Annotated in this window: 22 protein-coding genes and 1 tRNA gene; 13 read left to right on the top strand and 10 right to left on the bottom strand. The window is 57.4% G+C overall.

What is annotated here, in order from left to right; translation table 11 throughout:
* The first annotated feature begins 55 nt into the window (after positions 1 to 55).
* Complete coding sequence (locus tag GG681_RS11345; RefSeq protein WP_153548127.1) at positions 56 to 643, top strand: heme NO-binding domain-containing protein; 588 nt, start codon at positions 56 to 58, stop codon at positions 641 to 643.
* Positions 640 to 1,629, top strand: coding sequence for a GGDEF domain-containing protein (locus tag GG681_RS11350; RefSeq protein ID WP_153548128.1), 990 nt, complete (start codon positions 640 to 642; stop codon positions 1,627 to 1,629). Before GG681_RS11345 ends, GG681_RS11350 begins: the two co-directional genes overlap by 4 nt.
* A 148-nt stretch (positions 1,630 to 1,777) precedes the next feature.
* On the opposite strand, the gene GG681_RS11355 is transcribed toward GG681_RS11350, so the two are convergent.
* Positions 1,778 to 1,852: transfer RNA gene (locus GG681_RS11355), tRNA-Glu, on the bottom strand.
* A 439-nt stretch (positions 1,853 to 2,291) separates the two neighbouring features.
* Between GG681_RS11355 and GG681_RS11360 the strand changes: the two genes are divergently transcribed.
* Together GG681_RS11360 and GG681_RS11365 are read left to right on the top strand one after the other, a co-directional pair.
* Complete coding sequence (locus GG681_RS11360; protein ID WP_153548322.1) at positions 2,292 to 2,807, top strand: sigma-70 family RNA polymerase sigma factor; 516 nt, start codon at positions 2,292 to 2,294, stop codon at positions 2,805 to 2,807.
* Entirely contained in the window at positions 2,807 to 3,433 is a 627-nt protein-coding gene (locus GG681_RS11365; protein WP_153548129.1) for a ChrR family anti-sigma-E factor, read from the top strand. The genes GG681_RS11360 and GG681_RS11365 overlap by 1 nt, the downstream gene beginning before the upstream one ends.
* 47 nt (positions 3,434 to 3,480) lie before the next feature.
* Here the strand turns inward: GG681_RS11365 and GG681_RS11370 are convergent, their stop codons facing one another.
* Together GG681_RS11370 and GG681_RS11375 are read right to left on the bottom strand one after the other, a co-directional pair.
* A complete protein-coding gene (locus tag GG681_RS11370; protein WP_153548130.1) occupies positions 3,481 to 4,206 on the bottom strand; it encodes an SDR family NAD(P)-dependent oxidoreductase in 726 nt (241 codons plus the stop codon).
* Positions 4,203 to 4,979: a DUF1365 domain-containing protein gene (locus GG681_RS11375; protein WP_153548131.1), complete on the bottom strand. Its 777-nt coding sequence runs from the start codon at positions 4,977 to 4,979 to the stop codon at positions 4,203 to 4,205. The genes GG681_RS11370 and GG681_RS11375 overlap by 4 nt, the downstream gene beginning before the upstream one ends.
* A 125-nt stretch (positions 4,980 to 5,104) precedes the next feature.
* Between GG681_RS11375 and GG681_RS11380 the strand changes: the two genes are divergently transcribed.
* The 8 genes from GG681_RS11380 to GG681_RS11415 all read left to right on the top strand — a co-directional run bounded on the left by GG681_RS11380 (position 5,105) and on the right by GG681_RS11415 (position 14,028).
* On the top strand, positions 5,105 to 6,400 hold the full coding sequence (locus GG681_RS11380; RefSeq protein WP_153548132.1) for an NAD(P)/FAD-dependent oxidoreductase: 1,296 nt from the start codon (positions 5,105 to 5,107) through the stop codon (positions 6,398 to 6,400).
* The gene (locus tag GG681_RS11385) at positions 6,387 to 7,556 is read left to right on the top strand and encodes an SAM-dependent methyltransferase (protein ID WP_235899904.1); all 1,170 of its coding nucleotides are present in this window, start codon (positions 6,387 to 6,389) and stop codon (positions 7,554 to 7,556) included. Before GG681_RS11380 ends, GG681_RS11385 begins: the two co-directional genes overlap by 14 nt.
* Before the next feature lie 3 nt (positions 7,557 to 7,559).
* Positions 7,560 to 8,768, top strand: coding sequence for an MFS transporter (locus GG681_RS11390; protein WP_153548134.1), 1,209 nt, complete (start codon positions 7,560 to 7,562; stop codon positions 8,766 to 8,768).
* A complete protein-coding gene (locus GG681_RS11395) occupies positions 8,765 to 9,313 on the top strand; it encodes a DUF3833 family protein (protein WP_153548135.1) in 549 nt (182 codons plus the stop codon). Before GG681_RS11390 ends, GG681_RS11395 begins: the two co-directional genes overlap by 4 nt.
* A 455-nt stretch (positions 9,314 to 9,768) precedes the next feature.
* Positions 9,769 to 10,683 carry a hypothetical protein gene (locus tag GG681_RS11400; RefSeq protein ID WP_153548136.1) on the top strand — a complete coding sequence of 305 codons (915 nt, stop codon included), beginning with the start codon at positions 9,769 to 9,771 and terminating at the stop codon, positions 10,681 to 10,683.
* Between the two features lie 17 nt (positions 10,684 to 10,700).
* On the top strand, positions 10,701 to 12,599 hold the full coding sequence (locus GG681_RS11405; RefSeq protein WP_235899905.1) for a methyl-accepting chemotaxis protein: 1,899 nt from the start codon (positions 10,701 to 10,703) through the stop codon (positions 12,597 to 12,599).
* 165 nt (positions 12,600 to 12,764) lie between these two features.
* Positions 12,765 to 13,115, top strand: a complete 351-nt coding sequence (locus GG681_RS11410; protein WP_153548137.1) for an H-type lectin domain-containing protein — start codon at positions 12,765 to 12,767, stop codon at positions 13,113 to 13,115.
* A gap of 124 nt (positions 13,116 to 13,239) precedes the next feature.
* The gene (locus GG681_RS11415) at positions 13,240 to 14,028 is read left to right on the top strand and encodes an inositol monophosphatase family protein (protein WP_153548138.1); all 789 of its coding nucleotides are present in this window, start codon (positions 13,240 to 13,242) and stop codon (positions 14,026 to 14,028) included.
* Positions 14,029 to 14,116: 88 nt separating this feature from the next.
* Here the strand turns inward: GG681_RS11415 and GG681_RS11420 are convergent, their stop codons facing one another.
* Positions 14,117 to 15,136, bottom strand: a complete 1,020-nt coding sequence (locus GG681_RS11420) for a ribose-phosphate pyrophosphokinase (protein WP_153548139.1) — start codon at positions 15,134 to 15,136, stop codon at positions 14,117 to 14,119.
* 344 nt (positions 15,137 to 15,480) lie between these two features.
* Here GG681_RS11420 and GG681_RS11425 point away from each other — a divergent pair, with 344 nt between their 5' ends.
* Entirely contained in the window at positions 15,481 to 17,241 is a 1,761-nt protein-coding gene (locus GG681_RS11425) for a leucine-rich repeat domain-containing protein (RefSeq protein ID WP_153548140.1), read from the top strand.
* Between the two features lie 12 nt (positions 17,242 to 17,253).
* On the opposite strand, the gene GG681_RS11430 is transcribed toward GG681_RS11425, so the two are convergent.
* The 6 genes from GG681_RS11430 to GG681_RS11455 all read right to left on the bottom strand — a co-directional run bounded on the left by GG681_RS11430 (position 17,254) and on the right by GG681_RS11455 (position 24,130).
* Positions 17,254 to 17,736 (bottom strand): YcgN family cysteine cluster protein, encoded by a 483-nt coding sequence (locus tag GG681_RS11430; protein ID WP_153548141.1) that lies wholly within the window; start codon positions 17,734 to 17,736, stop codon positions 17,254 to 17,256.
* On the bottom strand, positions 17,733 to 18,665 hold the full coding sequence (locus GG681_RS11435) for a bifunctional riboflavin kinase/FAD synthetase (protein ID WP_153548142.1): 933 nt from the start codon (positions 18,663 to 18,665) through the stop codon (positions 17,733 to 17,735). Before GG681_RS11435 ends, GG681_RS11430 begins: the two co-directional genes overlap by 4 nt.
* Positions 18,666 to 19,150: 485 nt before the next feature.
* Complete coding sequence (locus tag GG681_RS11440) at positions 19,151 to 19,594, bottom strand: MaoC family dehydratase (protein WP_153548143.1); 444 nt, start codon at positions 19,592 to 19,594, stop codon at positions 19,151 to 19,153.
* 117 nt (positions 19,595 to 19,711) lie between these two features.
* A complete protein-coding gene (locus GG681_RS11445) occupies positions 19,712 to 20,587 on the bottom strand; it encodes a TIGR01459 family HAD-type hydrolase (RefSeq protein WP_153548144.1) in 876 nt (291 codons plus the stop codon).
* Positions 20,588 to 20,752: 165 nt separating this feature from the next.
* Positions 20,753 to 22,963, bottom strand: a complete 2,211-nt coding sequence (locus GG681_RS11450) for a DEAD/DEAH box helicase (RefSeq protein WP_328593358.1) — start codon at positions 22,961 to 22,963, stop codon at positions 20,753 to 20,755.
* Positions 22,964 to 23,209: 246 nt separating this feature from the next.
* Positions 23,210 to 24,130 (bottom strand): manganese-dependent inorganic pyrophosphatase, encoded by a 921-nt coding sequence (locus tag GG681_RS11455; protein WP_153548145.1) that lies wholly within the window; start codon positions 24,128 to 24,130, stop codon positions 23,210 to 23,212.
* Positions 24,131 to 24,273: the final 143 nt, after the last annotated feature.

Here is a 24,273-nt window from a genome sequence, read left to right on the forward strand (position 1 = left end):
TTGTTAACACTGCCCGGGCCATAGTGACGGAAATTACAGTAAAGGGGCCAGGTCAATGCATGGTCTGATCAACAAAGCTATTCAGGCCTTCGTAAAGGATACCTACGGCGAAGAACGCTGGCAGGCGGTTATCGATCTGGCCGGGCTTGGATTTTCTGAGTTCGAAGCGATGTTGATTTACCCGGATGAGCAATCGCAAAAAGTGCTCTCCGCGATGGAAACCGTGCTGGATCGTCCGCTTGATGAAATGCTGGAAGACATGGGCACTTTCCTTGTGTCCAATCCCCAGGCCGAGGCGCTGCGTCGCCTGCTCAGGTTTGGCGGCGTCGATTATGTAGAATTTCTGTATTCGCTGGATGATTTGCCCGATCGCGCCCGGCTTGCGGTGGCGGATCTACATTTGCCCGCGCTTGAGCTGGTGGAGAAGGGGCCGGGTGAGTTTGAACTGATCTGCAGCAAGGGGCTGCCGGGTTATGCCAATGTGATGATGGGCATTTTACGTGCAATGGCAGATGATTACGGAGATTTGGTTATTTTGGAACATGCAGGTGCGCGCGAAAACTCTGACATTATTGCCGTAACCCATGTGGAATCACAATTTGCCGAAGGGCGTTCCTTTAGCCTGGGGGCGCATTCACTATGATCACACTGCCGCAACTGTCTGACCTCGCAAATACCATCTGCCCGATGCATGTGGTTGTTGATGCAAATGGCTGTATCCAGTCTGTTGGGCCCACGCTCAAAAAATTGCGCCCGGATAATGTCTGGATTGGCGAAGAGCTCAGCTCGATCATTGCCGTTTCCCGCCCGCGCTGGGTGCGCAGCATGGAAGATATGATCCGCTCGGCTGGTGCAAAACTGCACCTGCAATTCCTGACCGAACCGCACACCGGTCTCAAAGGGGTGTTGCACCCGCTGCCAGATGGCGGGGCTTTTTTGAACCTGTCTTTCGGAATTTCGGTGCTGGAAGCGGTGCGTGATTATGATCTGACCAGCGCAGATTTTTCCCCCACGGACCTCACGATTGAGATGCTCTACCTGGTTGAGGCAAAATCAGCCGCGATGGAGGCGTCGCGCCAGCTGAACATGCGTCTGCAAGGGGCAAAAATCGCCGCAGAGGAACAGGCCTTTACCGATACATTGACCGGTCTGAAAAACCGCCGGGCGATGGATCACGTGCTGGGACGGATGATCAATTCTGGTCGCGATTTTGCAGTGATGCATGTAGATCTGGACTATTTTAAGCAGGTCAATGACACCATGGGCCACGCCGCCGGTGACGCAGTGCTGCAGCGGGTGGCAAAGGTTTTGGTGGAATGCACCCGCGATGCGGATACTGCTGTGCGCGTGGGTGGTGATGAATTTGTACTGCTGCTGGATGGTCTGACCGACCGCGCCAAGCTTGAACGCATTGCCAAGCGTTTGATTGAAAAACTGGAAGAACCGGTGCCCTTTGAAGGGAAGGAATGTCGCATTTCCGCCAGTGCCGGAACCTCTCTGTCCAGCGATTCCGTGCCACTTGATGCGCTCTCGTTGATCCATCAGGCGGATCTCGCGCTTTATGCCGCCAAAAATGCGGGCCGTGGCCGACATGTTTTCTACAGATCTGAAATGGAAATGGCCGGGTAGCACGCGAAACCTGCTCCGCATCACACAGTGCGGGGCAGCAGGTGTAACTTCCCCAGATAGGTGCAACGCATCCGCTTACGCTCGCATAAAGGCGCAGTGAAACTACGTGCTGTTTTGCATCAATATCTTCAATTTTTAGCGGAAGAAGTGGCAGCCCGTAGGGGAATCGAACCCCTCTTTCCAGGTTGAAAACCTGGCGTCCTAACCGATAGACGAACGGGCCACTCTTTGTGTGAGGGGGTGTTTACGCGCTCCGTTCTTTTGGCGCAAGAGGAAAATTATGCAAAAGTGCATTTTTTTCAAATTTCCAGTCAAACCGGCTAGCTCTTTGTAATTATTCTTCATTCCTACAGGTCTCAGCCTGATCTGGGGCTGAAATATTGCGGGCGGCGATCATCACACCCAAATGAGCCATGAGAGCACAGCTGCAGATAATTTCTGGAATTGAGAGTGATCCATCCTAGGCGGTCTCGCGTAATCACAATATGCTGACAGTTGAACTGAACAAATCACAGCCCCCCGCCGCGCCGGTGCCGCAACAGCGGCTGAACCGGTTGAGCCAGGGGCGCAACGGCGGCGGCCAGGTGGCCAAATCCGGTGTGAAAAAGGCGGCGGATCAGGTGAGAGCGGGCAGCCAAGAGTTTTCACAGCATACAAGCTGGATGATCGCGGTGCGGGACCATCGGGACAAACAGGCGTTTGCCCAGTTGTTTGATCATTTTGCACCCCGTCTCAAAGGCTTTGTGATGCGCTCCGGCAGCTCTGCGCAGCAGGCCGAAGAAATCGTGCAGGATGTGATGCTGACGCTCTGGCGCAAATCGCATCTGTTTGATCCCCATCGCGCGCAGGTTTCGGCCTGGGTGTATCAAATCGCGCGCAACCGCCAGATTGATGTGCTGCGCAAAGAAAACCGCCCGGTGCCGGAAGAATTGGCGCAGCCCGAAGACACGGAACCAGATGCCAGCCAGATCATGGCGGTTGAACAAGAAGCAGTGAAGTTGAAAGATGCTCTGGTGCATTTGAATGACCAGCAGCGAGAGATGATCGAAAAGGCCTACCTCGGAGAGATGACGCACAAGCAAATAAGCCAGGAGACCGGCCTGCCATTGGGCACAATCAAATCGAGGATCCGCCTCGGTCTGGAACGGCTGCGACACGAGCTAAAGGGGATGCGCTGATGACCTGCCAAATCCCTGATCACATCATGGCCTCTTATGCCGCGGGCACCTTGCCGGATGCCTTTGCGCTGGTGGTGGCCACCCATGTCTCCATGTCACCTGACAGCCGCGCAAGCTTAGAGGCGCATCAGGCGCTGGGCGGGTCTGTTTTGGAGCTCATGGGCGGTGAAACCCTGTCTGCCGGGTTGAAAGATTCGGTGCTGGCGGCGCTGGATGATCCGTTTGAACCAGTACCGCAATATGCACGATCCGGGGTTTATCCGGCGCCGGTGATGGCTGCGTTGAACGGGCGCGGGGTCGCTTGGAAAAACATGGGCGGCGGCGTGCGCCAGGATATTGTGACAGCCGATCAACATGGCACCGCGCGCCTGCTGTATATTCCGCCGGGAATGGCAGTGCCGGATCATGGCCACAACGGGCTTGAGATGACCTTGGTGCTGCAAGGCAGCTTTAGCGATGAAACCGGCCATTTTGGCGTGGGCGATGTTGAGATCGCCAATGAAGACCTGGATCACACCCCGATCGCCGGACCGGGAGAGGCTTGTATCTGCCTCGCCGCAACCGATGCTCCCTTGCGGTTCCGCGCACTGATACCGCGCCTGCTGCAACCTTTGTTCAAGATCTGAATGAGCAAACATTGTAAAACCCCGGCTGTGCGCTGCAGCCGGGGTTTTTATCTGCGATAAATCAGCCAGTCGGGAATATATGACAAGGCTTTGATAACCCACGAAAACGGTCGTGGAAAATCATGGCGAAACCGCGTGGTTTTCATCGCGCGCAGAACCCGGTTTGCGGCGTCTTTGGGCTGCATCAGCATCGGCATCTTAAAACTGTTCTTGGCGGTCAGCCGGGTTTTGATAAAGCCCGGATTGACGATCCGCACCACCACACCCGTGCCGCGCAGATCAAATCGCAGGGTCTCGGCCAGGCTGCGCAGCGCCGCTTTGCTTGGGCCGTAGCCCACCGCGGCGGGCAACCCATGATAGGCTGAAAGCGAACCGATCAGGGTGATGTCGCCTGCATCGCGTTGCAGCATATCCGGCAGAACCGCCCCAATCACCCGAAGCGCACCGCCATAATTCACATCATTCATCTTTAACGCGACTGCGCTGTCCCAATCCTGCGCTTTCATCGGCTCATACGCACCTGCGTTAAAGATTACCCCATCGATCTGGGGCAGGGCGCGCGCGGCCGCTGCAATACTGTCAGCATCGGTCACATCCAGCGCCAGCGCGCGTGCATGGGGCAGGGTGTTTGCCAGCTCCATCAGCCGCGTTTCACTGCGGGCAGAAAGCACCAGATGCGCCCCCTCGTCAGACAGTGCTTTCGCCAGCGCGCGGCCAAGCCCCTCGCTTGCGCCCACAAGCCAGAAACGCTTGCCCGTAAACGCCCGGCTCATGCGCCCGGCTCATGGGGGGGCGAAACGCTGTCTGAAATCAGCGGCTCAGGCGGGGGCTGTTTGCGCAGAAATGGTGCGCGTTTCACCCAGAGTTTGAGCGCCTGCCAATGGATCAACGCCATCACCCGCGCAGCCCCCAGCGGGCGGCGCATTGCGGCCCAGGCCAGACGGTGATCGCGGGCCGCATGGCGTTCCCCCACCAGGGTGGCCAATACGCCGTGTTTGCCGTTTTCGTAAAGAATACGGATATTTACCGCACGTTGAGTGAAATCAAAGGTAAACACATACCGCCCCGCAACGGTTTGAAATGGCGATACATGCATCAGTTTTTCGGCCACAATCGTCTGATCTTTGGTGATCGGGGCAAAGCCGGGTCGCGCGCAGAAATAACAATGACGATGGCCAAAAGTGTTGTTCACCTCGGCAATGATCGCACGGGGCACGCCGTCAACCAGCGCGAGCCAGAAACTCACCGGGTTGAAATGAAACCAAAGAAAGCTCGGCTGGGTCATCAACAGCAGCTGCGCATCCTGATAAGGAAAGCCGCGCGTCGCAAGCTCTTGTTTAAACCAGGCCAGACCCGATCCAGATCCACGTGGCCCGCCGTGGCGATGATCCCAGATCGACCACAGGTTAAACCGGTTGCGCGACAACAGCCGCAACCCTGATGGCGCGTTCAAATCGCACAGCACATAATCCACCCCATAGGTGAAAGCGTTTGTCGGGCCACCGCGCCGGGCGTGGAAGGTTTTGCATTCAAGAAGTTCAAACATGATGTCTCGATTACGGTGCCTCAGCGGCGGTGGATCACTCCCGCATTGATATTCATGAATATTTTTTGATCCAGCCGCGCAACCGCTGCGTATTCTTTTAAAACGCTAACAGGAACGAGGTCCCCATGTTCGATCAAACACCACCACCGCGCAAGAAAGTAGCAGTTATTGGTGGCGGCATTTCCGGTATGGCGGCGGCTTATGATCTGGCGCGTGAACATGATGTAACCCTGTATGAAAGTGCTGCGCGTCTTGGCGGCCATGCCCGCACCGTGGTGGCCGGAAAACGCGGGGATCAGCCGGTGGATACGGGCTTTATCGTGTTCAACTATGCAACCTACCCAAACCTGACCGCGCTGTTTCGCGAATTAGATGTACCGGTGCTTAAAAGCGAGATGAGCTTTGGCGCGAGCATTGATGGCGGGCGTCTGGAATATGGGCTCAACACGCTTCCGGCGCTTTTGGCGCAGCGAACAAACCTGTTGAAACCGCACTTTTACGGCATGGTTGGTGACATCTTGCGTTTTGGCAAACGGGCCGAGGCCGCCGTGCAAGATGATGATCAAACCATTGGTGATCTGGTCTCGGATCTGCGGCTGGGACGCGCGTTTCGTGATGACTATCTTATGCCCATGTGTGGCGCGATCTGGTCTACGCCAGTGGCCGAGGTGGATCAGTTCCCGGCGCGTTCCTTGGTGCGGTTTTTTCGCAATCACGCGCTGCTTGCGGGGGCCGGTCAGCATCAATGGTACACCGTCAAAGGCGGCAGTATCGAATATGTCAAACGCTTGAAAGCAGCGCTTAAACAACGCGGCGTGTCGATCCTGCTCTCCTCTCCGGTTCAGGCGATCAAACGGGATCCCTTTGCGGTGACGCTCTGGGCGGATGGGGTTGAAGCCAACCGTTATGATGAGGTGATCTTTGCCTGCCACAGCGATCAGGCGCTGCGTATTCTGGGCGATGACGCCAGCCCGGACGAAAAACGCAACCTTAGTGCGGTGCGCTACAAACCCAATCGCGCGGTGCTTCATGCTGATACGCGCCAGATGCCCAAACGCCGCGCCTGCTGGTCCAGCTGGTCGTATCGCTCACAAAAAGGTGCCATTGGCGTCACCTATTGGATGAACCGGCTGCAAGGCATCCCTGAGGATGATCCGCTGTTTGTTACCCTGAACCCCAGCAGCGAAATCGCTCCGGGGCTGATTTACGATGAGGTCGAATTTGACCACCCGGTGTTTGATACCGCCGCGCTCAAGGCACAAAGCCGCATTCGCGAGATGCAGGGCCAGAACCGCACCTGGTTTGCGGGGGCCTGGAACCGCCACGGCTTCCACGAAGATGGCATCGCCAGCGCCCGCCGCATCACCCGCCAGCTGACCCAAACCCCCAACGTCAATGAGGCCGCTTTTGTCCCTGTTTAAATCAACGCCGGATAACGCTCTGAAAAAACAGTTCTTCGCTGTCTGTGACCGCCTGCAGGATGGCCAGCTCCACCTGCGCACACCGGATGGTCAAAACCATCATTTTGGCACCAAGGGCCCCGAGGCCGAGATGCAGATCAACGATTGGAGCGCGGTCACTGCCATGGCAGCCCATGGTCAGGTTGGCCTGGGCGAAGCCTATGTTGCTGGTCTCTGGGATACGCCGTCGATTGAAACGCTGATGACCGTGGCCATGAAAAACCGCGACCAGCTTCAGGGCTTTGATCACGGCAACGCGTTCAGCCGGATGAAGTTTCGCTTTGTCGATACTTTGATGCGGGCGAACTCGCGCCGCGGGTCGCGCAAAAACATCCGCGCCCATTATGATGTGGGCAATGAATTCTACCAGCTCTGGCTAGATCCGGGCATGACCTATTCCTCCGGCATCTTTACCCCCGGCTGCAGCGATCTTGATGCGGCGCAACGGCGCAAAAACAGCCGGGTTCTGTCGCGTCTGGGTGCAGGCGAACAGGTGTTGGAAATCGGCTGTGGCTGGGGTGGTTTTGCCGAACACGCGGCCGAAGAAGGTCGCCATGTCACCGGCGTAACTGTGTCACGCAGCCAGCACAGCTTTGCCGACAGTCGCCTGGATGGGCGCGCCGACATCCAACTGCGCGATTATCGCGATCTCTACGGAACATACCACAATATCGTCTCGATTGAGATGATCGAGGCGGTTGGGGAACGCTACTGGCCAAGCTATTTCGCCACCCTCAAACGCAGCCTGGCCGAAGGCGGGCGTGCCGTGCTGCAGGCGATCACCGTGCCCGATGATTTCTTTGCCCGCTATCGCCGCTCGTCCGATTTTATCCGCCAATATGTCTTTCCCGGCGGCATGCTTTTGTCGGATGCGGTGATTGCGGATCAGGCGGCCAAGGCCGGGCTCAAAGTGCGCGACAGCTTTGCCTTTGGACAAGACTACGCCCGCACCTGCCGCATCTGGAGCGAGCGTTTCAGCGCCCAACGCCCCCGGATTGAGGCTTTGGGCTATGATCAGCCATTTCTGCGCAACTGGCAGTATTACCTTGATATCTGCGCCGCGTCCTTTGCCGTGGGCCACACCAATGTGGTTCAGGTCGAATTGGCACACGCCTAAGCCATGAACACTCTGCCCCGGGTCAGCCTTTATGCCGCCATGCTCGCAGCCGCTGGATTGCCGCTTTATATCCATCTGCCGCGCTTTGCCTCGGTGGACCTTGGCATCAGCCTTGGGGCGCTGGGCAGCCTGTTGCTGGTGCTGCGGCTGTTGGATCTGTTGCAGGATCCCGCCATCGGCTGGATGGTGGATCGCTGGCCCGCAGTGCAGCGCCAGTTTGCGGCACTTGCGGCGCTTGGGTTGATGGTTGGGTTTCCCATGTTGTTTGCGCTTGAGGCGGGGCCTTGGGTGTTGTGGCAGGTGGCGGGCGTGCTGGTACTGCTGTTTTCGGCCTATAGCCTTGGCATGATCCTGCTTTATGGGCGCAGCATCACGCTTGCACGCGACACCTCGGAGCCTGCGCTGTTGCAACTTGCAAGCTACCGCGAGGCGGGGATGCTCACCGGGGTGATCTTGGCGGCAATCACCCCGGCCATCTTGGGTGGCTATCACAGCTTTGGCCTCTGGCTTGGTGCGCTGGCGCTGGCAACGCTGCTGCTGTCTGCTCCGATCTGGCGGCGTACACCGCAGCTGGGCGATACCCTGTCTTTTGCCCGGCTGATGGATGCGGGCGCGCTGCGATTGCTGCTGATTGCACTGATCAATTCGCTGCCGGTGGCGGTGACATCAACCCTGTTTTTGTTCTTTGTCGAAGACCGCCTGCAGCTAAAAGGGCAGGCGGGGCCGCTTTTGGTTCTGTTCTTTCTTGCAGCCGCGCTCAGCGTTCCCTTGTGGAGCCGCTTGGCCGCGCGCCACAGCCCGCGCTCAGCGCTGCTGATTGCCATGCCGCTGGCGATTATATCCTTTGTCTGGGCAGCCTTTCTTAGCCCCGGTGATCAGCTGGGTTTTGCCCTGATCTGCCTGACGTCCGGCGCGGCGCTTGGTGCGGATATGGTGCTGCTGCCTTTGATGTTTTCGCTCTCGCTGGCGCGCGCGGGCATCAGCGCAGGCACCGCCTTTGGCTTTTGGTCCTTTGTTGGAAAACTCGCGCTGGCGCTGGCGGCCTTTCTGGTGCTGCCGCTGCTGGAACAGGGCGGTTTCACCCCCGGCGCTGAAAATGACGCCGCCGCGCTATTGCGCCTCACGCTTCTTTACGCAGGCCTCCCCTGTATCTTGAAACTTGGTGCCTTTGCCCTTGTGCTGGCACTGCCCAAATCGGAGCTTACGCCATGAAAATCCTCAGCCTCTTTCTGCTCCTCCTGCTTGTTGCCAGCATCATCCGGGTGCAATTCTTCAGCTTTGGGGCGCAAACCCCCGAAGACTATGCCAGCCAGCCCGCCAGTTTCTCTTTGCAAGAGCAGCTCTCAGGCACCTTGGTTTCCGAAGGGCTGATTTTCGGCCCCGATGGCCGTGTCACCAACAGTTTTGTGGCTGAAATGACCGGCGAATGGCAGGGAAATACCGGCACACTGCGCGAAGAGTTCACATATTCCAACGGCAAACAGCAAAGCCGCGAATGGCAGCTGACAATGGGGGAGGGGAACACTTTCACCGCCACCGCCGATGACATCGTGGGCGAAGGCAAAGGCGTGGTGTCAGGCTCCACCGCCATGCTCACCTATACGATCGTTCTTCCCGAAGAATCGGGCGGTCATAAATTAAATGTCACCGATTGGATGTATCTCGCGGAAAATGGCACCATTCTTAATCGCTCGGAAATGCGCAAGTTTGGAATAAAAGCGGTTGAGTTAATTGCAACAATGCGTCCTTTGAATTGATTTGGGTGCCTTGGCTGATTTGAGAATTGCAAAAGTAAATCATCATCAGATTTAAAAGGTAACTTCAATATGTTCCTTAATTGCTGTGGTCCGCAATTGCAGTGATCCGCCGCTGGGGCGAACGTTTTATACTGATGCTTCCCTATTTTATTGATTTTTATGATGTTTATTTGATTGTAAATCGCCCGGATCGCTGCGGTTCGCGCGTTGATTAAATGATTTGGTGCCGCTTTGAATTTCAAGAAATGCATATTGATGATGCGACGCTGTGAAATCTATACATATAAAATGTATATTTTGCCTCGTAACGATTAAATCGACCGCACCTGCTGTTTTGAAAATATTCGCGAAAAAATATATCTTCGAATTCACTCTAGCTTAACGCCTGGATTTTACGGCTCGGGGGGAATTTATTTCGACGGAAATCGTCATTAACCCCACCCGGAGTAGTGCTGATGCGCAAAGTTTCTGCTGTTGTAGCGGCCGCCTTTATTGGCTGGACCGCGCCCCTTCTGGCTCAGGAAGCAACCCCCAACCATGTGTTTCAGGTTACCGATAAAATCCTGCAGGAGCTGCAGCAGCTGAACGCGGAAAACTTCTCCAAAGCCGCCCCGGTAGAGACGATGCAATACTCCACCGCGCCGCGCCATGTGTTGTTTCAGATCCGCGACCAGTGGCGCAAAGTGCAGCTCTTGCGGTTTATGAACGGGCTCAACAGCAACAGCCTGGCCCCGGCCACCGTGCATCAGGTCACCCCACAAGAGGTCAAAGACAACATGGCCCAGATGCTGATGGAGGTGCAGGCGCTGCGGTCGGCCTATGGTCTGCCCGCTTCTGATATCACCGCGCCGCTGCCCAGCGGCAAAAAACCTGCAGATGTCTATGCCAAATTGATGCAGATCTCGGCTGAACTGGATGCGCTTGGGGTGCCTGCAACCGTGCCCAATGATGTCTACCGCGTCGCGGCGTCGATCTCACAAAATCTCGAAACCCTTGCTGCCGCCAAGGGTGTGACGATTGAAGATGTAGCCCACCCTCACAGCACCGGGCGCACCCCAAATGATGCCTATGTGGCCGCGCTTGATCTGATTGCCGCCATGCAGTCCCTGGTCGAGCAGGATCAAAGCTACGAGGTCAAAGGTGGCATTTCGGTTCCTTCCAGCAAAGAGGGCGCCAAAACACCCGCCGAAGTCATCCGGGTGCTGTCGCGCACACTGGCCGATACTATGGCGATGATGCACAGCGCGCGGGTTGGCAAAACCGTGATCATCGCGCCCTATCAGGGCGGCAAAACCCCTTCGGATGTCTACAACTCAATCACCTATGCCCGGCTTCTGGTTGAAGCCATGGCATCGCGGTCAAAGGTGTGACCAGAAAGGAGGCTTATATGTCTGATATTGCTGTTAAACTATCGCGCAAACTGTTTCAGATGCGGCTCGGCGGTCGCATTTTGACGGCGGTGACCATTCCGATGCTGGTGCTTGTGGGCATCAATCTGTTCTTTGTCGAACGCGCAGGCCAGCAATCGGGCGCATTGCTGGCGCATCAGAAAACCGTGGTGCAGGCCGATCAGGAGCTGATGCGCATCAGTGGTGATCTGACCCGCGCTCTGTTGGATGTAAACCGCTCCCTGCGCCAGTCCGAGGCCACGCGCCGCAACAATCTGGCGGCAGACAGGCTGGATGTGGCGGGGGAAATTGCCCTGCGGCAAGAGTTTCAGCAGGCCGCGCGCAGCTATCTGAACTCGATTTTCAGCTTCTCTTACACGCTGGAACGCACCGAGCTCGCACAGGATGAACTGACCCAGCATATCACCTATCTCACCCGTGCCGCCGGGCAGATTGATCGTCTGGTCTCGCTCTATACTGTTGCCAACAGCCGTACGCTGCGCCTGGCGCGGCAGGGGGATTTTTCTGCGGCCCGCAATAACTTCCGCTTTGAAGAACAGCAACGCAGCAAGGCGATCCAGCACATGTTGGATGATGCCAGCATCAAGTTCACAGAACTTCTGGCGCAGATCTCTACCCTGCAAATCGCCGCCAATGACGAGATGATCCGCACAGAAACCGCAGATCAGAAGCGCGTGCAGAAGATCTCATATGGGGTGCTGGCCGCGGTGGCAATTGTCAGCATTCTGGCGGCGCTGACCACAGTCACCCGCACCATTATCCGCCCAATCCGCCGGGTGCCCGCAAGCATTCTCAACGCTGGCAAAAACAGCGCAGGCACCACAACCGACGAGGCGCGTCAGGATGAAATCGGGGATATCCTGCGCGCGGTCGAAAACTTTGGTCAGGGCATTCAGCAAAGACAACGGGCTGATCAGGAAAAAACCGCCCGCCAGCTTGATGAGCAATCTCAGGCGGTTACCGAACTCAGCCGTGGGCTCAAACGACTGTCGGAGGGGGATCTGACCGCCCGCATCGAAGTAGATCTGCCAGCCGCCTATGCAGAGCTGCGGGATAACTTTAATCACACTTTGGAAACGCTGGGCGACACCATCACCCAGATTGCCACCGCGTCGGGCTCAATGAAAAACAGCGCTGCGGAAATTTCGCACGGGTCTGAAGATCTGTCGCAACGCACCGAAAGCCAGGCCGCCACGCTCGAACAGACCGCCGCCGCGCTGGATCAGATCACCGCCAGCGTGCGCAGCGCCGCCAACAATGCGCGCAGCGTTGAAGGCACCATGCAAAACGCCAGCGCCGATGCGGTGACCAATCGCGAAGTGGTCGAAAACGCCATGGCTGCGATGGGGGAAATCAAAAAAAGCTCGGGCCATATTTCCCAGATCATCACGGTGATTGATGACATTGCGTTCCAGACCAATCTTTTGGCGCTGAACGCGGGTGTTGAAGCCGCACGCGCAGGCGAAGCAGGCCGGGGGTTTGCGGTTGTGGCGTCAGAAGTGCGCGCCTTGGCACAACGCTCATCTGATGCGGCAATGGAGATCAAGACCCTGATTTCCAACAGCTCGCAGCAGGTCGATGAAGGGGCCAAACTGGTGGATCAGGCCGGTGTGGCGCTGCAGACCATCGTGGCGCAGGTCAGCGAAATCTCAGGGCTGGTCAGCGGCATTGCCGAAGGCGCGTCCGAGCAATCCCTGGGCCTTGGGGAAATCAACACTGGCATGATCCAGCTGGATCAGGTGACGCAGCAAAACGCAGCCCTGGTAGAGCAATCCGCCTCCACCAGTCGTTTGCTCAACAGTGATGCCATGCGGCTTGCAGAGCTGGTGTCGCATTTCCAGGTGGAACAACAGATCAACCTGCGCTCAGTCGCATAAGTACAATCAAATCTAGTTGCTATCAGCCGGGCGTGCTGCGCCCGGCTTTTCTGTCTGCGGGCTGATCTTTTGCGGTGGCATCATCAGGCCGGGCTTGCGCTACCCGGCGCAGTAGTGGCATCTTTTGAGCCACCCGCTGTGACACTTTGGAAGCCTGACACCTGTATGCAACGACTACGCAATCCCCGTACCGGCATTGATCAGGGAGACCTGATGCTGTTTTCAGAGTTTGAAAACGGCGGCAGCATGTGGACCGGTAAAGGCAAGCGTGAGCGGCGCGAACCCGTGCGTTTTGCCAGCCCCTTTGCCCACCCGCCCGCAGTGCAGGTGTCGATTTCGCTCTGGGATATGGAAACCACTGCAGCAATCCGCGCTGATATCCAGGCCGAAGCGATCACCACGGAAGGGTTTGAGATCGTGTTTCGCACCTGGTCCGACAGCCGTATTGCCCGGGTGCGCGCCAATTGGCTGGCGATTGGTGAGCTGCCCTTTGCTGATGATTGGGATGTGGACTGACCCGGCTGACCACCGTTTCACCTAGCCGGCAGTTGGTTTGTGAAGTTTTTTTGAACCTCTGCTCTGCGTGTTGACCGCTGTGGGCTGCCGCCTTTAGCTGGCGCGGATCACGAGGGGATGTTTCATGAACGATCTGGATATGTCAGCAGCGCTGAAGGCAGCGCATCACATGGCGGATATGGCCCGCCCCATTGCGCGCAAATATTGGCTTGCGCCCAAGGATGTTGAATTCAAAGCTGATCACAGCTTCCTCACCCCGGCGGATCTTGCGATTGAACGGGGCTGGCGCACCTATCTGCAACAGAGCTTTCCCGGTCACGCGATCCTGGGTGAAGAATTTGGCCATAGCGCGGGCGAGGCCAGCTACACATGGGTGCTGGATCCAATTGATGGCACCCGTCAATATGGCATGGGGCTTGGAAATTTTTCGACGCTGATTGCGCTGTGTGATGACAGCGGGCAGCCGATTCTGGGTATGATGGATCTGCCCTTGATGGATGCACGCTTTTTTGGCGTGCGCGGGCAAGGGGCCTGGCTCAACACACGCAGGCTTCAGGTGTCCGACCAACGCGATCTATCCAGCGCTCTGGTGATGCTTGCTAATCAAAACAGTTTTGAAGGCCCCGAGGCAACGGCCTATGAACGGCTGCGCGCCTGCGCGGATGGGGCTGCTTTTGACGCGGGCTCGCCCGCCTATGGGGCACTTGCGGCGGGCAAGGTCGATCTCTGCCTGAACGGTGGCGATCTGAATGCCCATGACATCTGCGCACTTGTTGCAATTGTCACTGAGGCAGGAGGCTGTATCACTGATTGGGCTGGGGGATCGCTTGGGCTGAACTCCAGCGGTGCGATTGTTGCCAGCGCCACCCCAGCACTCCACGAAGCGGCACTGGGTGTTCTGCAACAGGACTGACACTGCAACGCACCCTCAAAAAAACTGCGCCCCCAAACAAAAAAGGCCGCCCCCAATGGGGACGACCTTGCAGAGAAACTTGTGGATCTTAGCGACTTGCAGTCAGGTGCTCATAGATCGGGATCAGCGTCTTGTCTTCAAACAGCGAAGACACCGATGTGCCGTGCCAGATGTTCAGGATCGCCTGAGTAAACAGCGGCGCGGTGGGCAGGATGCGGATGTTTGGCGCGTTCAGTACCGGCTCTGCGGGCTGAATGGAATCGGTCAGAACCAGCGATTTCATCACCGAGTTCGACACCCGCTCAACCGCCGGGCCAGACATCACCCCGTGGGAGATATAGGCGTGTACTTCCTTGGCACCATTGTCCAAAAGCACCTGCGCCGCTTTACACAGGGTGCCAGCAGTGTCGCACATGTCATCAACGATGAGGCAGATCTTGTCGGTGACATCACCAATCACGGTCATCTCGGCCACTTCGCCGGCTTTTTCACGGCGTTTGTCGACGATCGACAATGGCGCATTGATGCGTTTTGCCAGCTCACGCGCGCGGGCAACACCACCCACATCAGGCGAGACCACCATCAGATCGTCCATCTGGTCTTTGAACTGGTTTTTCACATCCAGCGCAAAGATCGGCGAGGCATACAGGTTGTCCACCGGAATATCGAAAAAGCCCTGAATCTGCGCTGCGTGCAGATCAAGGGTCAGGATGCGCTCAACACCAGCTTCCACCAGCATATTGGCGACCAGTTTCGCGGAAATCGGCGTGCGCGCCTTGGTGCGGCGGTCCTGACGGGCATAGCCAAAGTAAGGGATCACTGCGGTGATACGTTGCGCAGAAGAACGGCGCAGCGCGTCAGCAATGATCAACAGCTCCATCAGGTTGTCATTGGCCGGGTTTGAAGTCGGCTGAATGATGAACATGTCTTCGCCGCGAACGTTTTCAAACACTTCGACAAAGATCTCGCCGTCGTTGAAACGTTCGACACGGGCGTCAACAAGCCCCTGATCAACGCCGCGATGCAGGCTCATACGGCGGGCAATCGATTCGGCAAGCGGAAGGTTCGCGTTCCCAGAGATGAGCTTGGGTTCGGTCAAGGTTGGCATGGGCTGTATCCCCGGCAGCTATAGCAGATTGTGACAGATTCGTGATGCGTAAGCCCCGCTTACCACGGCAAGCCATGAGCGCAAAGTTGAAAGCCTATTGATTTCTTCATCCTGCGTGAGCGCTCGCAAAATTGTGTGCGTCAACAAGATGGTTTTCACGCGCCGGTGCCTCGGTTTGTGGGGATGCAAGGGCGCTCTGACCGGCGCGGGACGGTTGGCGCGTGGGGCGGTCTTTGCATCAAAAGAGGGAGAGACATCACCAGAATGTGTGCGTTTCGTGCTTGCGGCAGATCAGATGGGTTTTAATGTCATTCATATTTCAGAATGTGATTTGAGCCCCTAAAATGAATAACCCAGAGTTTCTCACCGATTGGAATGTCGCGTTTCGTGAAGACCCCTTTCGTTTCACAAGTGAATACGCAGGGGGCGAGCGGGCTATCTTGCTTGAATTTGTGCCGGGCGACCGCAGCAGCCTAACGGAATTGCCCGCAACCATAGATCAGCTGGGGGCGCTCCATTCCGTCAGCCTGACCCAAACCAACGTGAAAGATGTCTCGCGATTGGCGCAGTTTCGAGACATGAAAGAGCTCTTTCTCAGCGGCACCAAAGTGCGTGACCTGTCCGCGCTTGCCGTGCTCACCGAACTTGAAACGCTGGTGCTGCAAAATGTGCAGATCGATGATCTGTCTTTTGTGCGCAATATGAAATCACTCAGCGAACTCTGCATCTCTGGCAGTCAGGTGGCCGACATCAGCCCGCTTGCAGGATGCAAGAAGCTCCGTTCGCTGGGGCTCAACAATACGCCTGTGCGCGATATCTCGGCACTGGCAAAGCTCTCGCGCCTGCGCTGGCTGAATTTGGATCACACGCAGATTGACACCCTTGATGCATTGGCCAGCCACAAGAGCCTGGGAGAGCTGAGCGCAAGCTTCACCTCGGTATCAGATCTGAGCCCGCTCAGCGCGGCCAAGCAACTGACCCGGCTGCGCTGTGATGGCACTGGTGTCTCTGATCTGTCGCCACTTGTTGGCAGCCCCAGGCTGACAACTTTGAGCATGAACGGCTGCCCCATCGAAGATCTCAGCCCGCTGGCTACGTTGCGCAAGCTGCAGTATGTCTACCTCGCCGAGACCAAGGTGCGCGATATCAGCCCGATTGCAGGCTTCAAACTGTATGACCTGTATCTTGATGGCTCAGAGATCGAAGATCTGACCCCGCTGCGCCCAAACCGCAGCATGCCGCGGCTGGCCTGTGATGTGACGGGGGTGTCGTTTCGCGACACGCCGCTAACCCGGATGGATCCAGCGGGGTTTGGCGACATTGCTTCGGTTGACGCGGGCAATGCGCGCACAGACGAGCTGTTTGCCTATCTGCGCAAGTTGAAAACATGGCCCCCCGCCGGGGCAAAGCCGCACGTTGAACTTGCCCCATTGCCGGAGCTGCCTGCGCAGATTGCCGGGCTCCGTCTTGCAGAAGACAGCACGCTGCTGCGGCCCTTGTCTTGGCAAGGCAATGCGGATCTGCAAAAGGGTGGGGCAATCTCTGCACCTGATGAACCGCTCGGCGCTGCCGTGCTGGCCGATTGTGCGGCCCGCTACAATAGTGCTGACTGGAATGAGAAGAGCCGGGCGGCGCTGAGCAAAATATTTGCGAGCGTGATCGAACCCGACAGCCCTTTGGATGCAGATCCGGTGCTGGCGTGTATCGCTGCGATCGACCATGCAGAGCCGCTACAGGCTGCACTTGTGCGCAATATGGCGATTGCTCTTGCAGCCTGCGCCAACGCGTATATGGCGGATACATACGTTCGCACCACGATGAGCAGAGCAGCGCTGTGTTGGTTGCAGTACCATCAGGCAGAGTTGGTGCAATTTTCACAGACGCAGGAAGATCTGTTTGCAGATTGGATGCGGGTGAGTCTGCAAAATGTGAACCTTTGGCATGATCTGGGGGTAGCTCTGGAACGCCGTCCCTTTAATGATCCGGAAAAGATCAAAGAGCGTGCTGAGTTCTTCGGCGATATACATGTGATCAGCCTCGAAGGCGGCTGGAGCAGCTACGACAGCATGGCGGACTATCGCTTTATGTACAGCAATTACGTCTGACCGGGCGTAGCTTTAGACCGGCTCATTGATGATATAGTCTTCCCACTCTTCCATCGGGGTCTCAAACTCTGACACGGTGCGCCCGCGCACCGAGACGCCCGCAGCCTCAACGCTGTTGGGGTCGCCAGTGATCAGCGGGTGCCAATCCGGCAGTGATTTGCCCTCCCAAAGCAGGCGATAGGCGCAGGTCTCGGGCATCCAATAGGCGTGGGTGTCGAGATTTTCTGGCGCCAGCACAATGCATTCGGGCACAAATTGATGGCGGATCGGATATTGGCTGCACAGCCCGGTGTCATCATCAAGCAGCCGACAGGCAACGCAGGTCAGCGCCACCTCACCGGTGTCTTCATCTTCAAGCTTGTTGAGACAGCATTTGCCGCAGCCATCACAGAGCGCTTCCCATTCGGGTTTTGACAGTTTGGCCAGCGGTTTCTTTTTCCAGAACTCCCGCGCCAGACCCTGACGCTGGATTACAGGTTTGCGTGTTGCACTCATAGGGCTGCCAGGATCGCCCGGCTTTGCAGGCAATCAGCCTCCATCTGCGCAATCAGCGCATCGAGCCCGTCAAATTTCAACTCCGGTCGCAGATACTCCACCAGCGCAACCGAGAGCGTTGCCCCGTAAAGGTTGCCGGTGAAATCAAACAGGAAGGTCTCAATATTGGGGTGATCACCATCAAACATCGGCCGCACCCCAACGGATGCCGCACCGTGGTAGCTGCCCTGATGCGGCCCATCCAGCACATCCACCAGCACCGCATAGACGCCAAACTTGGGCGGGTGCAGCCCATCGATGGACATATTGGCAGTGGGATAGCCCAGCTCACGGCCGCGCTGTTCGCCGCCGATCACTTCGCCTTCGATGCGGTGCCAATGGCCCAGCATATGCGCCGCATCCCGCGCTCGCCCCTCTTTGAGCGCATTGCGAATGGCCGTCGATGAAACGGTATTGTCGGAATATTCCATCAACTGCGCGATGGTAACACCAAAACCCATAGCATCGCCAAAACGCTGCAGATCTTCCACCGTGCCGCTGCGGCCTTTGCCAAAGCAGAAATCAGCCCCGACCACCACATGAGACAGGCCAAGCCCATCAGCAATGACATTTTGGGCAAAGTCTTCTGGTGACAGCGACGACAGGGCTGCGTTGAAATTCAGCTGATACAGCAGTTCAACGCCGAGTTTTTCCAACCGCGAGGCGCGGGCCTCAGCTGACATCAGGCGAAACGGTGGTGCATCCGGGGCAAAAAATTCACGGGGGTGCGGCTCAAAGGTCATTACACCCAGTGGGGCAACCGGCGCGGCCTGACGGGCCAGATCGATCACCGCCTGATGGCCAAGATGCACGCCATCGAAATTGCCGATGGCGACGCTTGCACCCTTGTCCCGGGGCTCGACGAATTGGAAGTCTCGAATGATCCGCATATGCGCATGCCTAGCGCCATGCGCCACGCCGTGCAAGCGCTCTGGATTGAAAAACACCGTTTCAGATTGGGGGCGCTGCCCCCGCAGATCTGCGATCTGCTCCCCCGGAGTATTTTTAAAAAGGTGATGGGCGGGTTGCGATTGAGCCCAGCGGTTTGCCCGTGCCGCAGCTGGGGTGTTGCGTGGGGGGCGTACGCCCCATTCAGAACCCGTTAAAGCCGCTGTGGCAGCCTGATTGCGATTGATCCTTCGCCAGTCTTTCTGGCGTCGTAGACGACAAGGAGCAGGGCCCGTTTGGGTCATGTCTGGTGCACTGGGCAGAGCCGGGGGATGGCATCCCCGGTCCCACATCCGCTGGTGGCGCGCCGCCACTTTTATCACCGGGTCCTTATATACGGATCTAGATCACGAAAATTCCTGCAAAAAACCGGCGGCCACAGTGGCCACCGGTTCTAAAGCTATGTCTGCTGTTTGTGGCCGTGGGCTCAGTCGAATTTGCGCGACGGCGCCATCACCGTGGCTTCGCCAACCAGCACCTTTTTGCCATCCACAATGCAGCGACAGTCGAGCTTTACCCGGCGTTTGTCGATTTCAATGCCGGTGACTTCGACCTCGGCAAGCACCAAATCACCGGGGCGGACAGGCGCGAGGAATTTCAGCGACTGGCTCATATAGATGGTGCCATGGCCGGGCAGCTGCTCGCCGATCACGGCCGAAACCAGACCTGCGGTCAGCATGCCATGGGCGATACGGCCCTGAAAAATAGTGTCTTGCGCATAGTCTTCATCCAGATGCACCGGATTGCGATCGGTCGAGACCTGGGCAAATTTTTCGATATCTTCATCGGTGATGGTTTTGCGCAGGTAACGCACCATGCCCATTTCGATATCTTCGATACAGATGGTTCCGCGCGGCAGATTGTCCAACATTCAACTCCCCCCTGGGATGGCCTGCCAAAGGATCGGGCAGGTAATTTTCAGGCTGCAAAGTATAAGCTTGGGTAACTTAATTACTTTGCAGCTGCAGAAAATCAAGGGAAATCTGCGTTAGCGTAGAAAACCAATACTAAAGGTGGGGGCAGATTTTTCCTGATCCAGATAGGTTTTTAGCGCCTCGGGATCGGGTTGGTCGTTGGTTTTGGTTTCCTGTGCCGCCAGGCCGCCGGTGATGAACAGGCTGTCGATACCTTCGCCCATGGCACCGGAAATATCGGTATGGGGGCCATCACCAATCGCCAGAATCTCATCGTCCTGAATAGATTTGTCCACTTCCGCCAGGCGACGGCGTGCCAGATCATAGATCGGCGGGTAAGGTTTGCCAAAATAGAGGCTTTCGCCGCCCATTTCAGTGTAAAGCTTGGCCAAAGCGCCCGCGCACCATTCCCGGGTGTGGCCGCGGTCCACCACGATATCGGGGTTTGCGCAGAGCAGCTTCAGCCCATTGGTTTTGGCCAGCAGGAAATCAGCCCGATTCACCGACGGATCAGCCTGGGTGTCAAAGGGGCCGCAGCAGACAATGCCTTCGGCCTCGGCAAGCGGCACGCGGGTGATTTCAATCGGGTTGTCGATCACATTGAGGGGTTCAAAAAAGCCCCAGTCGCGTTGCCATTCGCCCATGAAATAGACCTTCTGGCCTACAGCGCCGGTGAACATCGCCGCGCGTGCGCTGTCGCCTGAGGTGGCAATGGTGTCATAGGCATCTTCGGGCACGCCAAACTGGCCGAGCTGATCCATCACGCCTGCGCGCGGTTTTGGCGAATTGGTCACCAGCACCACAATGCCGCCGCTTTTGCGATAGCTCTGCAGCGCCTTGACCGCATCGGGGTAGGCGGTGATGCCATTGTGAACACAGCCCCAAAGATCGACAAACAGCGCCCGGTAGTTTTGCGAGACCTCAGCGAGGTTTTGGATGATCTGAGACATATGCGCCCCCTTTGGCCAATTTTGCGTTGGCAGATCTATGGCAGAGGGGCAGGGGTTTGGCCAGTCTTTCGCGCGCGGGGGCGTTGTGGCTCAGGCCCCTAAAGGGGCGTCGTCACAACGCATAAAGCCTCCCCGAAGGGAGGCTTTATCAGAGCAACTCAATGTTTAGCGTTTGGCGCGCGGTGGGGCCATGCGCTGGCTGGGATCTGCTGCGCGGCGGGCTTTGTTTTTCTTGCTGTTGGGCTTGCCTTCTGGGGGCGGCGGGCCTTTGCGGCTGGGTTTGGCGTCTGAACCTTTGCCGCCAAAGCCACGCGATTTTGCCCCGTCAGAGAATTTACCAGCAGGTTTGCCGCGAGAGGCACCAGCATCGCGATCGCCGAATTTGCCACCGGGTTTACCGCCTGGTTTTCCACCTGGTTTTCCAGAGGGTCGACCTGCGGGTCTGCCACCATCACGGTCGCCAAATTTCCCGCCGGATTTTGGGCGATCAAACCGGTCACCATCTTTGTGACGGGGTTTTGCGCGCGGTGCGTCGCCATCTGATTTACCGTTATGGCGGGGTTTCTTATCCCCCCAGTCGCCGCGTTGATCACCATCATAGCTTTTGCGGGGCTTGGCTTCGGTGGCGCGGGCTGCACGTGGCGCGTCGGAGCTGCGGTTGTCGCGGTCTTTGTAGGAGGGGCGCTCGCCGCGGGGCTTGTCATCACGGGGACGGTCGTCACGCTTTTTGAAACCACCACGATCACCATCCCGGCCACCGGGACCACCTTTGCCAAAGCTGCGCTTGGGCCGGGGCTCCAGTTTCGGGGCGTTTTTCAGACGGGTCACCCGGCTGCCATCGGCCAGCGCACCAGAGACTTCGATGGCCTGTGCCAGCGCATCAGCCGCGCCTTCCTGGATTTCAACAAAGCTTTCGTCTTCTTGAATGCGGATGGCACCGATGTTTTCTTTGCTCAGACCGTTTAGATCACACAGCATCGGCAGAATGCGGCGCGGTTCGGCATTGGCGGCGCGGCCACCTTTGACTGCAAACCAGACTGAGGGGCCAAAGGGGGCACGTGGCTCACGCTTTTGACGATCATCGGGGTTTGACAGTTCTTCGGGGGCGGTGCGCACTTGCGACCACAGGCGCAGATAACCTGCTGCCAGTGTTTCCTGATCGAACTTTTCGATCAACGCCGCGCGGGCCTCTGCCAGGCTGTCAGGTGTTGTTTCTTCCCATGACGGATCTGCAAGCATCCGTTCCAGATCGCGGGCGCGCACCTCATCTGCGCTGGGGGCGGCCTGCCATTCTGCTTCGAGCTTGGCGTCACGCAGCAAACGATCTGCCTTGCGCATGGATTTGGGGCCAACGATCAGCGCGCTGACACCTTTACGACCGGCGCGGCCGGTCCGGCCTGAGCGGTGCAACAGGGTTTCTGAGGCTTTGGGCAGATCGGCGTGGATCACCAGATCCAGATTGGGCAGGTCGATGCCGCGCGCGGCCACATCGGTTGCCACACAGATCCGGGCCCGCCCGTCGCGCATCGCCTGCAGCGCATTGGCGCGCTCGCTCTGGGTCAGCTCTCCCGACAGCGACACCGCAGAAAAACCACGGTTTGACAGGCGAGTCACCATGCGGCTGACGGCAGCGCGGGTGTTGGCAAATACAATCGCATTGGGCGATTCATGATAGCGCAGCACGTTGATAATGGCGTTTTCCACATCTTGCGGAGCAACCTTTAGCGCCAGATAGGAAATGTCGCTGTGCTGCTCTTTGGCGTTCAGCGTGGAAATGCGCTGTGCATCGCGCTGGTAGCTTTCGGCAAGTTTGGCAATCGGCTTTGAAACCGTGGCCGAGAACAGCAGCGTCTGACGCTCTTCCGGGGCTTCGCCAAGGATGAACTCCAGATCTTCGCGAAAACCCAGATCAAGCATTTCATCGGCTTCATCCAGCACCACAGCACGCAGCGCGCTCAGGTCGATGTGGCCACGGGTGATATGGTCGCGCAGACGGCCCGGCGTTGCCACAACAATATGGGCCCCGCGTGTAAGGCTGCGACGCTCATCGCGCATGTCCATGCCGCCCACACAGGACGCCATCACAACACCGGCCTGACCATAAAGCCACGCGAGCTCACGTTTAACCTGCAGCGCCAGCTCGCGGGTCGGGGCAATCACCAGCGCCAGCGGTGCGCCTGCTGCTTTGAATTGATCATTGGTGCCCAGCACGGTGGGCGCAATCGCCAGACCAAAGCCCACGGTCTTGCCCGAGCCGGTCTGCGCTGAAACCAGAAGGTCGAGCCCCGCCAGTTCCGGGTCGCTCACTGCTTCCTGAACGGGGGTCAAAGAGGTATAGCCACGCGCCTCGAGCGCCTGTTTGATGGAAAGTTTCACGTAAGGATCCGATCATATATGTCTGGCGCACCCCGCGCCATAGGTCAGGTCTGACCAATCGATGCCGATCCATTCGCTGGGCATATCTGTGGCTAGCCTGAAGTGAAGCGCCGTCCCTAGAGGATTTTTTCGCAGATGTATAGCGTTTTTGCGCGCAAGGCTGCCATGCATGAAAAAAACGCGCTCCGGTTGGAGCGCGTTTTCTGTATCAAACCATGATCTGTTTCAGACCATCTGGAGGGGAGATCAGACCTTAAGGTTCGGGATGATCTGTTTCTTGCGCGACATGACGCCGGGCAGAACAACGCTGTCGCCTTCAACGCTTGCGCCAAAGCTTTTTTCAGCAACGGTTTTCACAACGTCGTTGGGCACCAGAAGGGTTGCTTCTTCTTTCAGGATGTCGACCACAAACAGCAGCACCTGATCCACGCCATCTTCGGCTTGAACGGTGGCGTAGGTTTCCATCAGGCTGGCCTTACGGTTCAGCGGGATTTCCGGTGCGGTGGTTTCAAGAACGGAGACGCGGAATTTCACGCCGTCTACCGCGTATTCTTTGGAATCCATGCGGATGAGTTCTGCATCAGAGAATGCGGAGACATCGGATTTTGCCGCAAACATTTCCGACGCATATGCACCCAGATCCAGGTTCAGCTCAGCCGCGAGCTTTTCAGCCAGCGCTTTGTCGTGATCGGTGGTGGTCGGGGAGCGGAATTCCAGCGTGTCGGACAGGATGCATGACAGCATCAGGCCTTTGATGTTGTCGGGCATTTTCGCCGCGTCATCACCCATCAGGTCATACATGATGGTGGCGGTGCAGGCCAGCGGGCGCACGGTGATGTCGATCGGGCCTTTGGTTTCCAGACCGCCAACCAGTTTGTGGTGGTCGATGATCGCCTGCACGTCGAGTTCGTTGATGTTGGCGGGCAGTTCGGCCGGGTTGTTGGTGTCAACGATGATCGCCGGGGTGCCTGCTGCGAATTCGGTCTTGATGGCGGGTTTGTCAAAACCCCATTTTTCCACCACAAACGCAGCCTCGGTGTTTGGTTCACCCAGCAGAACGGCTTCGGCGGCAACGCCTTTGACTTCGTTCAGATACCAGGCCCAGATCAGCGGGGAGCCGGTGGAATCGGTGTCGGGGGATTTATGGCCAAAAACCTGCAGGGTCATGTGGGCACTCCTTAGGGTAGATATATCGGGTTTAGCCGCCTTATAGGCACAAGCTTGCGCCTTGTCACCTGTACATGTTGCGGTGCAGAAAACCTGCGACAAAAGGGACCGTGGCTCGGGGGTGGGGGATTCATCCGTTGCGT

The sequence above is a fragment of the Tritonibacter aquimaris genome, assembly GCF_009617595.1.
Classification (GTDB): Bacteria; Pseudomonadota; Alphaproteobacteria; order Rhodobacterales; family Rhodobacteraceae; genus Epibacterium; species Epibacterium aquimaris.

What these genes read in the sequence shown, in the direction of transcription:
- GG681_RS11345 (WP_153548127.1), top strand. Translation starts at nt 56, where the DNA reads ATGCATGGTCTGATCAACAAAGCTATTCAGGCCTTCGTAAAGGATACC.
- GG681_RS11350 (WP_153548128.1), top strand. Translation starts at nt 640, where the DNA reads ATGATCACACTGCCGCAACTGTCTGACCTCGCAAATACCATCTGCCCG.
- GG681_RS11360 (WP_153548322.1), top strand. Translation starts at nt 2,292, where the DNA reads ATGATCGCGGTGCGGGACCATCGGGACAAACAGGCGTTTGCCCAGTTG.
- GG681_RS11365 (WP_153548129.1), top strand. Translation starts at nt 2,807, where the DNA reads ATGACCTGCCAAATCCCTGATCACATCATGGCCTCTTATGCCGCGGGC.
- GG681_RS11370 (WP_153548130.1), bottom strand. Translation starts at nt 4,206, where the DNA reads ATGAGCCGGGCGTTTACGGGCAAGCGTTTCTGGCTTGTGGGCGCAAGC.
- GG681_RS11375 (WP_153548131.1), bottom strand. Translation starts at nt 4,979, where the DNA reads ATGTTTGAACTTCTTGAATGCAAAACCTTCCACGCCCGGCGCGGTGGC.
- GG681_RS11380 (WP_153548132.1), top strand. Translation starts at nt 5,105, where the DNA reads ATGTTCGATCAAACACCACCACCGCGCAAGAAAGTAGCAGTTATTGGT.
- GG681_RS11390 (WP_153548134.1), top strand. Translation starts at nt 7,560, where the DNA reads ATGAACACTCTGCCCCGGGTCAGCCTTTATGCCGCCATGCTCGCAGCC.
- GG681_RS11395 (WP_153548135.1), top strand. Translation starts at nt 8,765, where the DNA reads ATGAAAATCCTCAGCCTCTTTCTGCTCCTCCTGCTTGTTGCCAGCATC.
- GG681_RS11400 (WP_153548136.1), top strand. Translation starts at nt 9,769, where the DNA reads ATGCGCAAAGTTTCTGCTGTTGTAGCGGCCGCCTTTATTGGCTGGACC.
- GG681_RS11405 (WP_235899905.1), top strand. Translation starts at nt 10,701, where the DNA reads ATGTCTGATATTGCTGTTAAACTATCGCGCAAACTGTTTCAGATGCGG.
- GG681_RS11410 (WP_153548137.1), top strand. Translation starts at nt 12,765, where the DNA reads ATGCAACGACTACGCAATCCCCGTACCGGCATTGATCAGGGAGACCTG.
- GG681_RS11415 (WP_153548138.1), top strand. Translation starts at nt 13,240, where the DNA reads ATGAACGATCTGGATATGTCAGCAGCGCTGAAGGCAGCGCATCACATG.
- GG681_RS11420 (WP_153548139.1), bottom strand. Translation starts at nt 15,136, where the DNA reads ATGCCAACCTTGACCGAACCCAAGCTCATCTCTGGGAACGCGAACCTT.
- GG681_RS11425 (WP_153548140.1), top strand. Translation starts at nt 15,481, where the DNA reads ATGAATAACCCAGAGTTTCTCACCGATTGGAATGTCGCGTTTCGTGAA.
- GG681_RS11430 (WP_153548141.1), bottom strand. Translation starts at nt 17,736, where the DNA reads ATGAGTGCAACACGCAAACCTGTAATCCAGCGTCAGGGTCTGGCGCGG.
- GG681_RS11435 (WP_153548142.1), bottom strand. Translation starts at nt 18,665, where the DNA reads ATGCGGATCATTCGAGACTTCCAATTCGTCGAGCCCCGGGACAAGGGT.
- GG681_RS11440 (WP_153548143.1), bottom strand. Translation starts at nt 19,594, where the DNA reads ATGTTGGACAATCTGCCGCGCGGAACCATCTGTATCGAAGATATCGAA.
- GG681_RS11445 (WP_153548144.1), bottom strand. Translation starts at nt 20,587, where the DNA reads ATGTCTCAGATCATCCAAAACCTCGCTGAGGTCTCGCAAAACTACCGG.
- GG681_RS11455 (WP_153548145.1), bottom strand. Translation starts at nt 24,130, where the DNA reads ATGACCCTGCAGGTTTTTGGCCATAAATCCCCCGACACCGATTCCACC.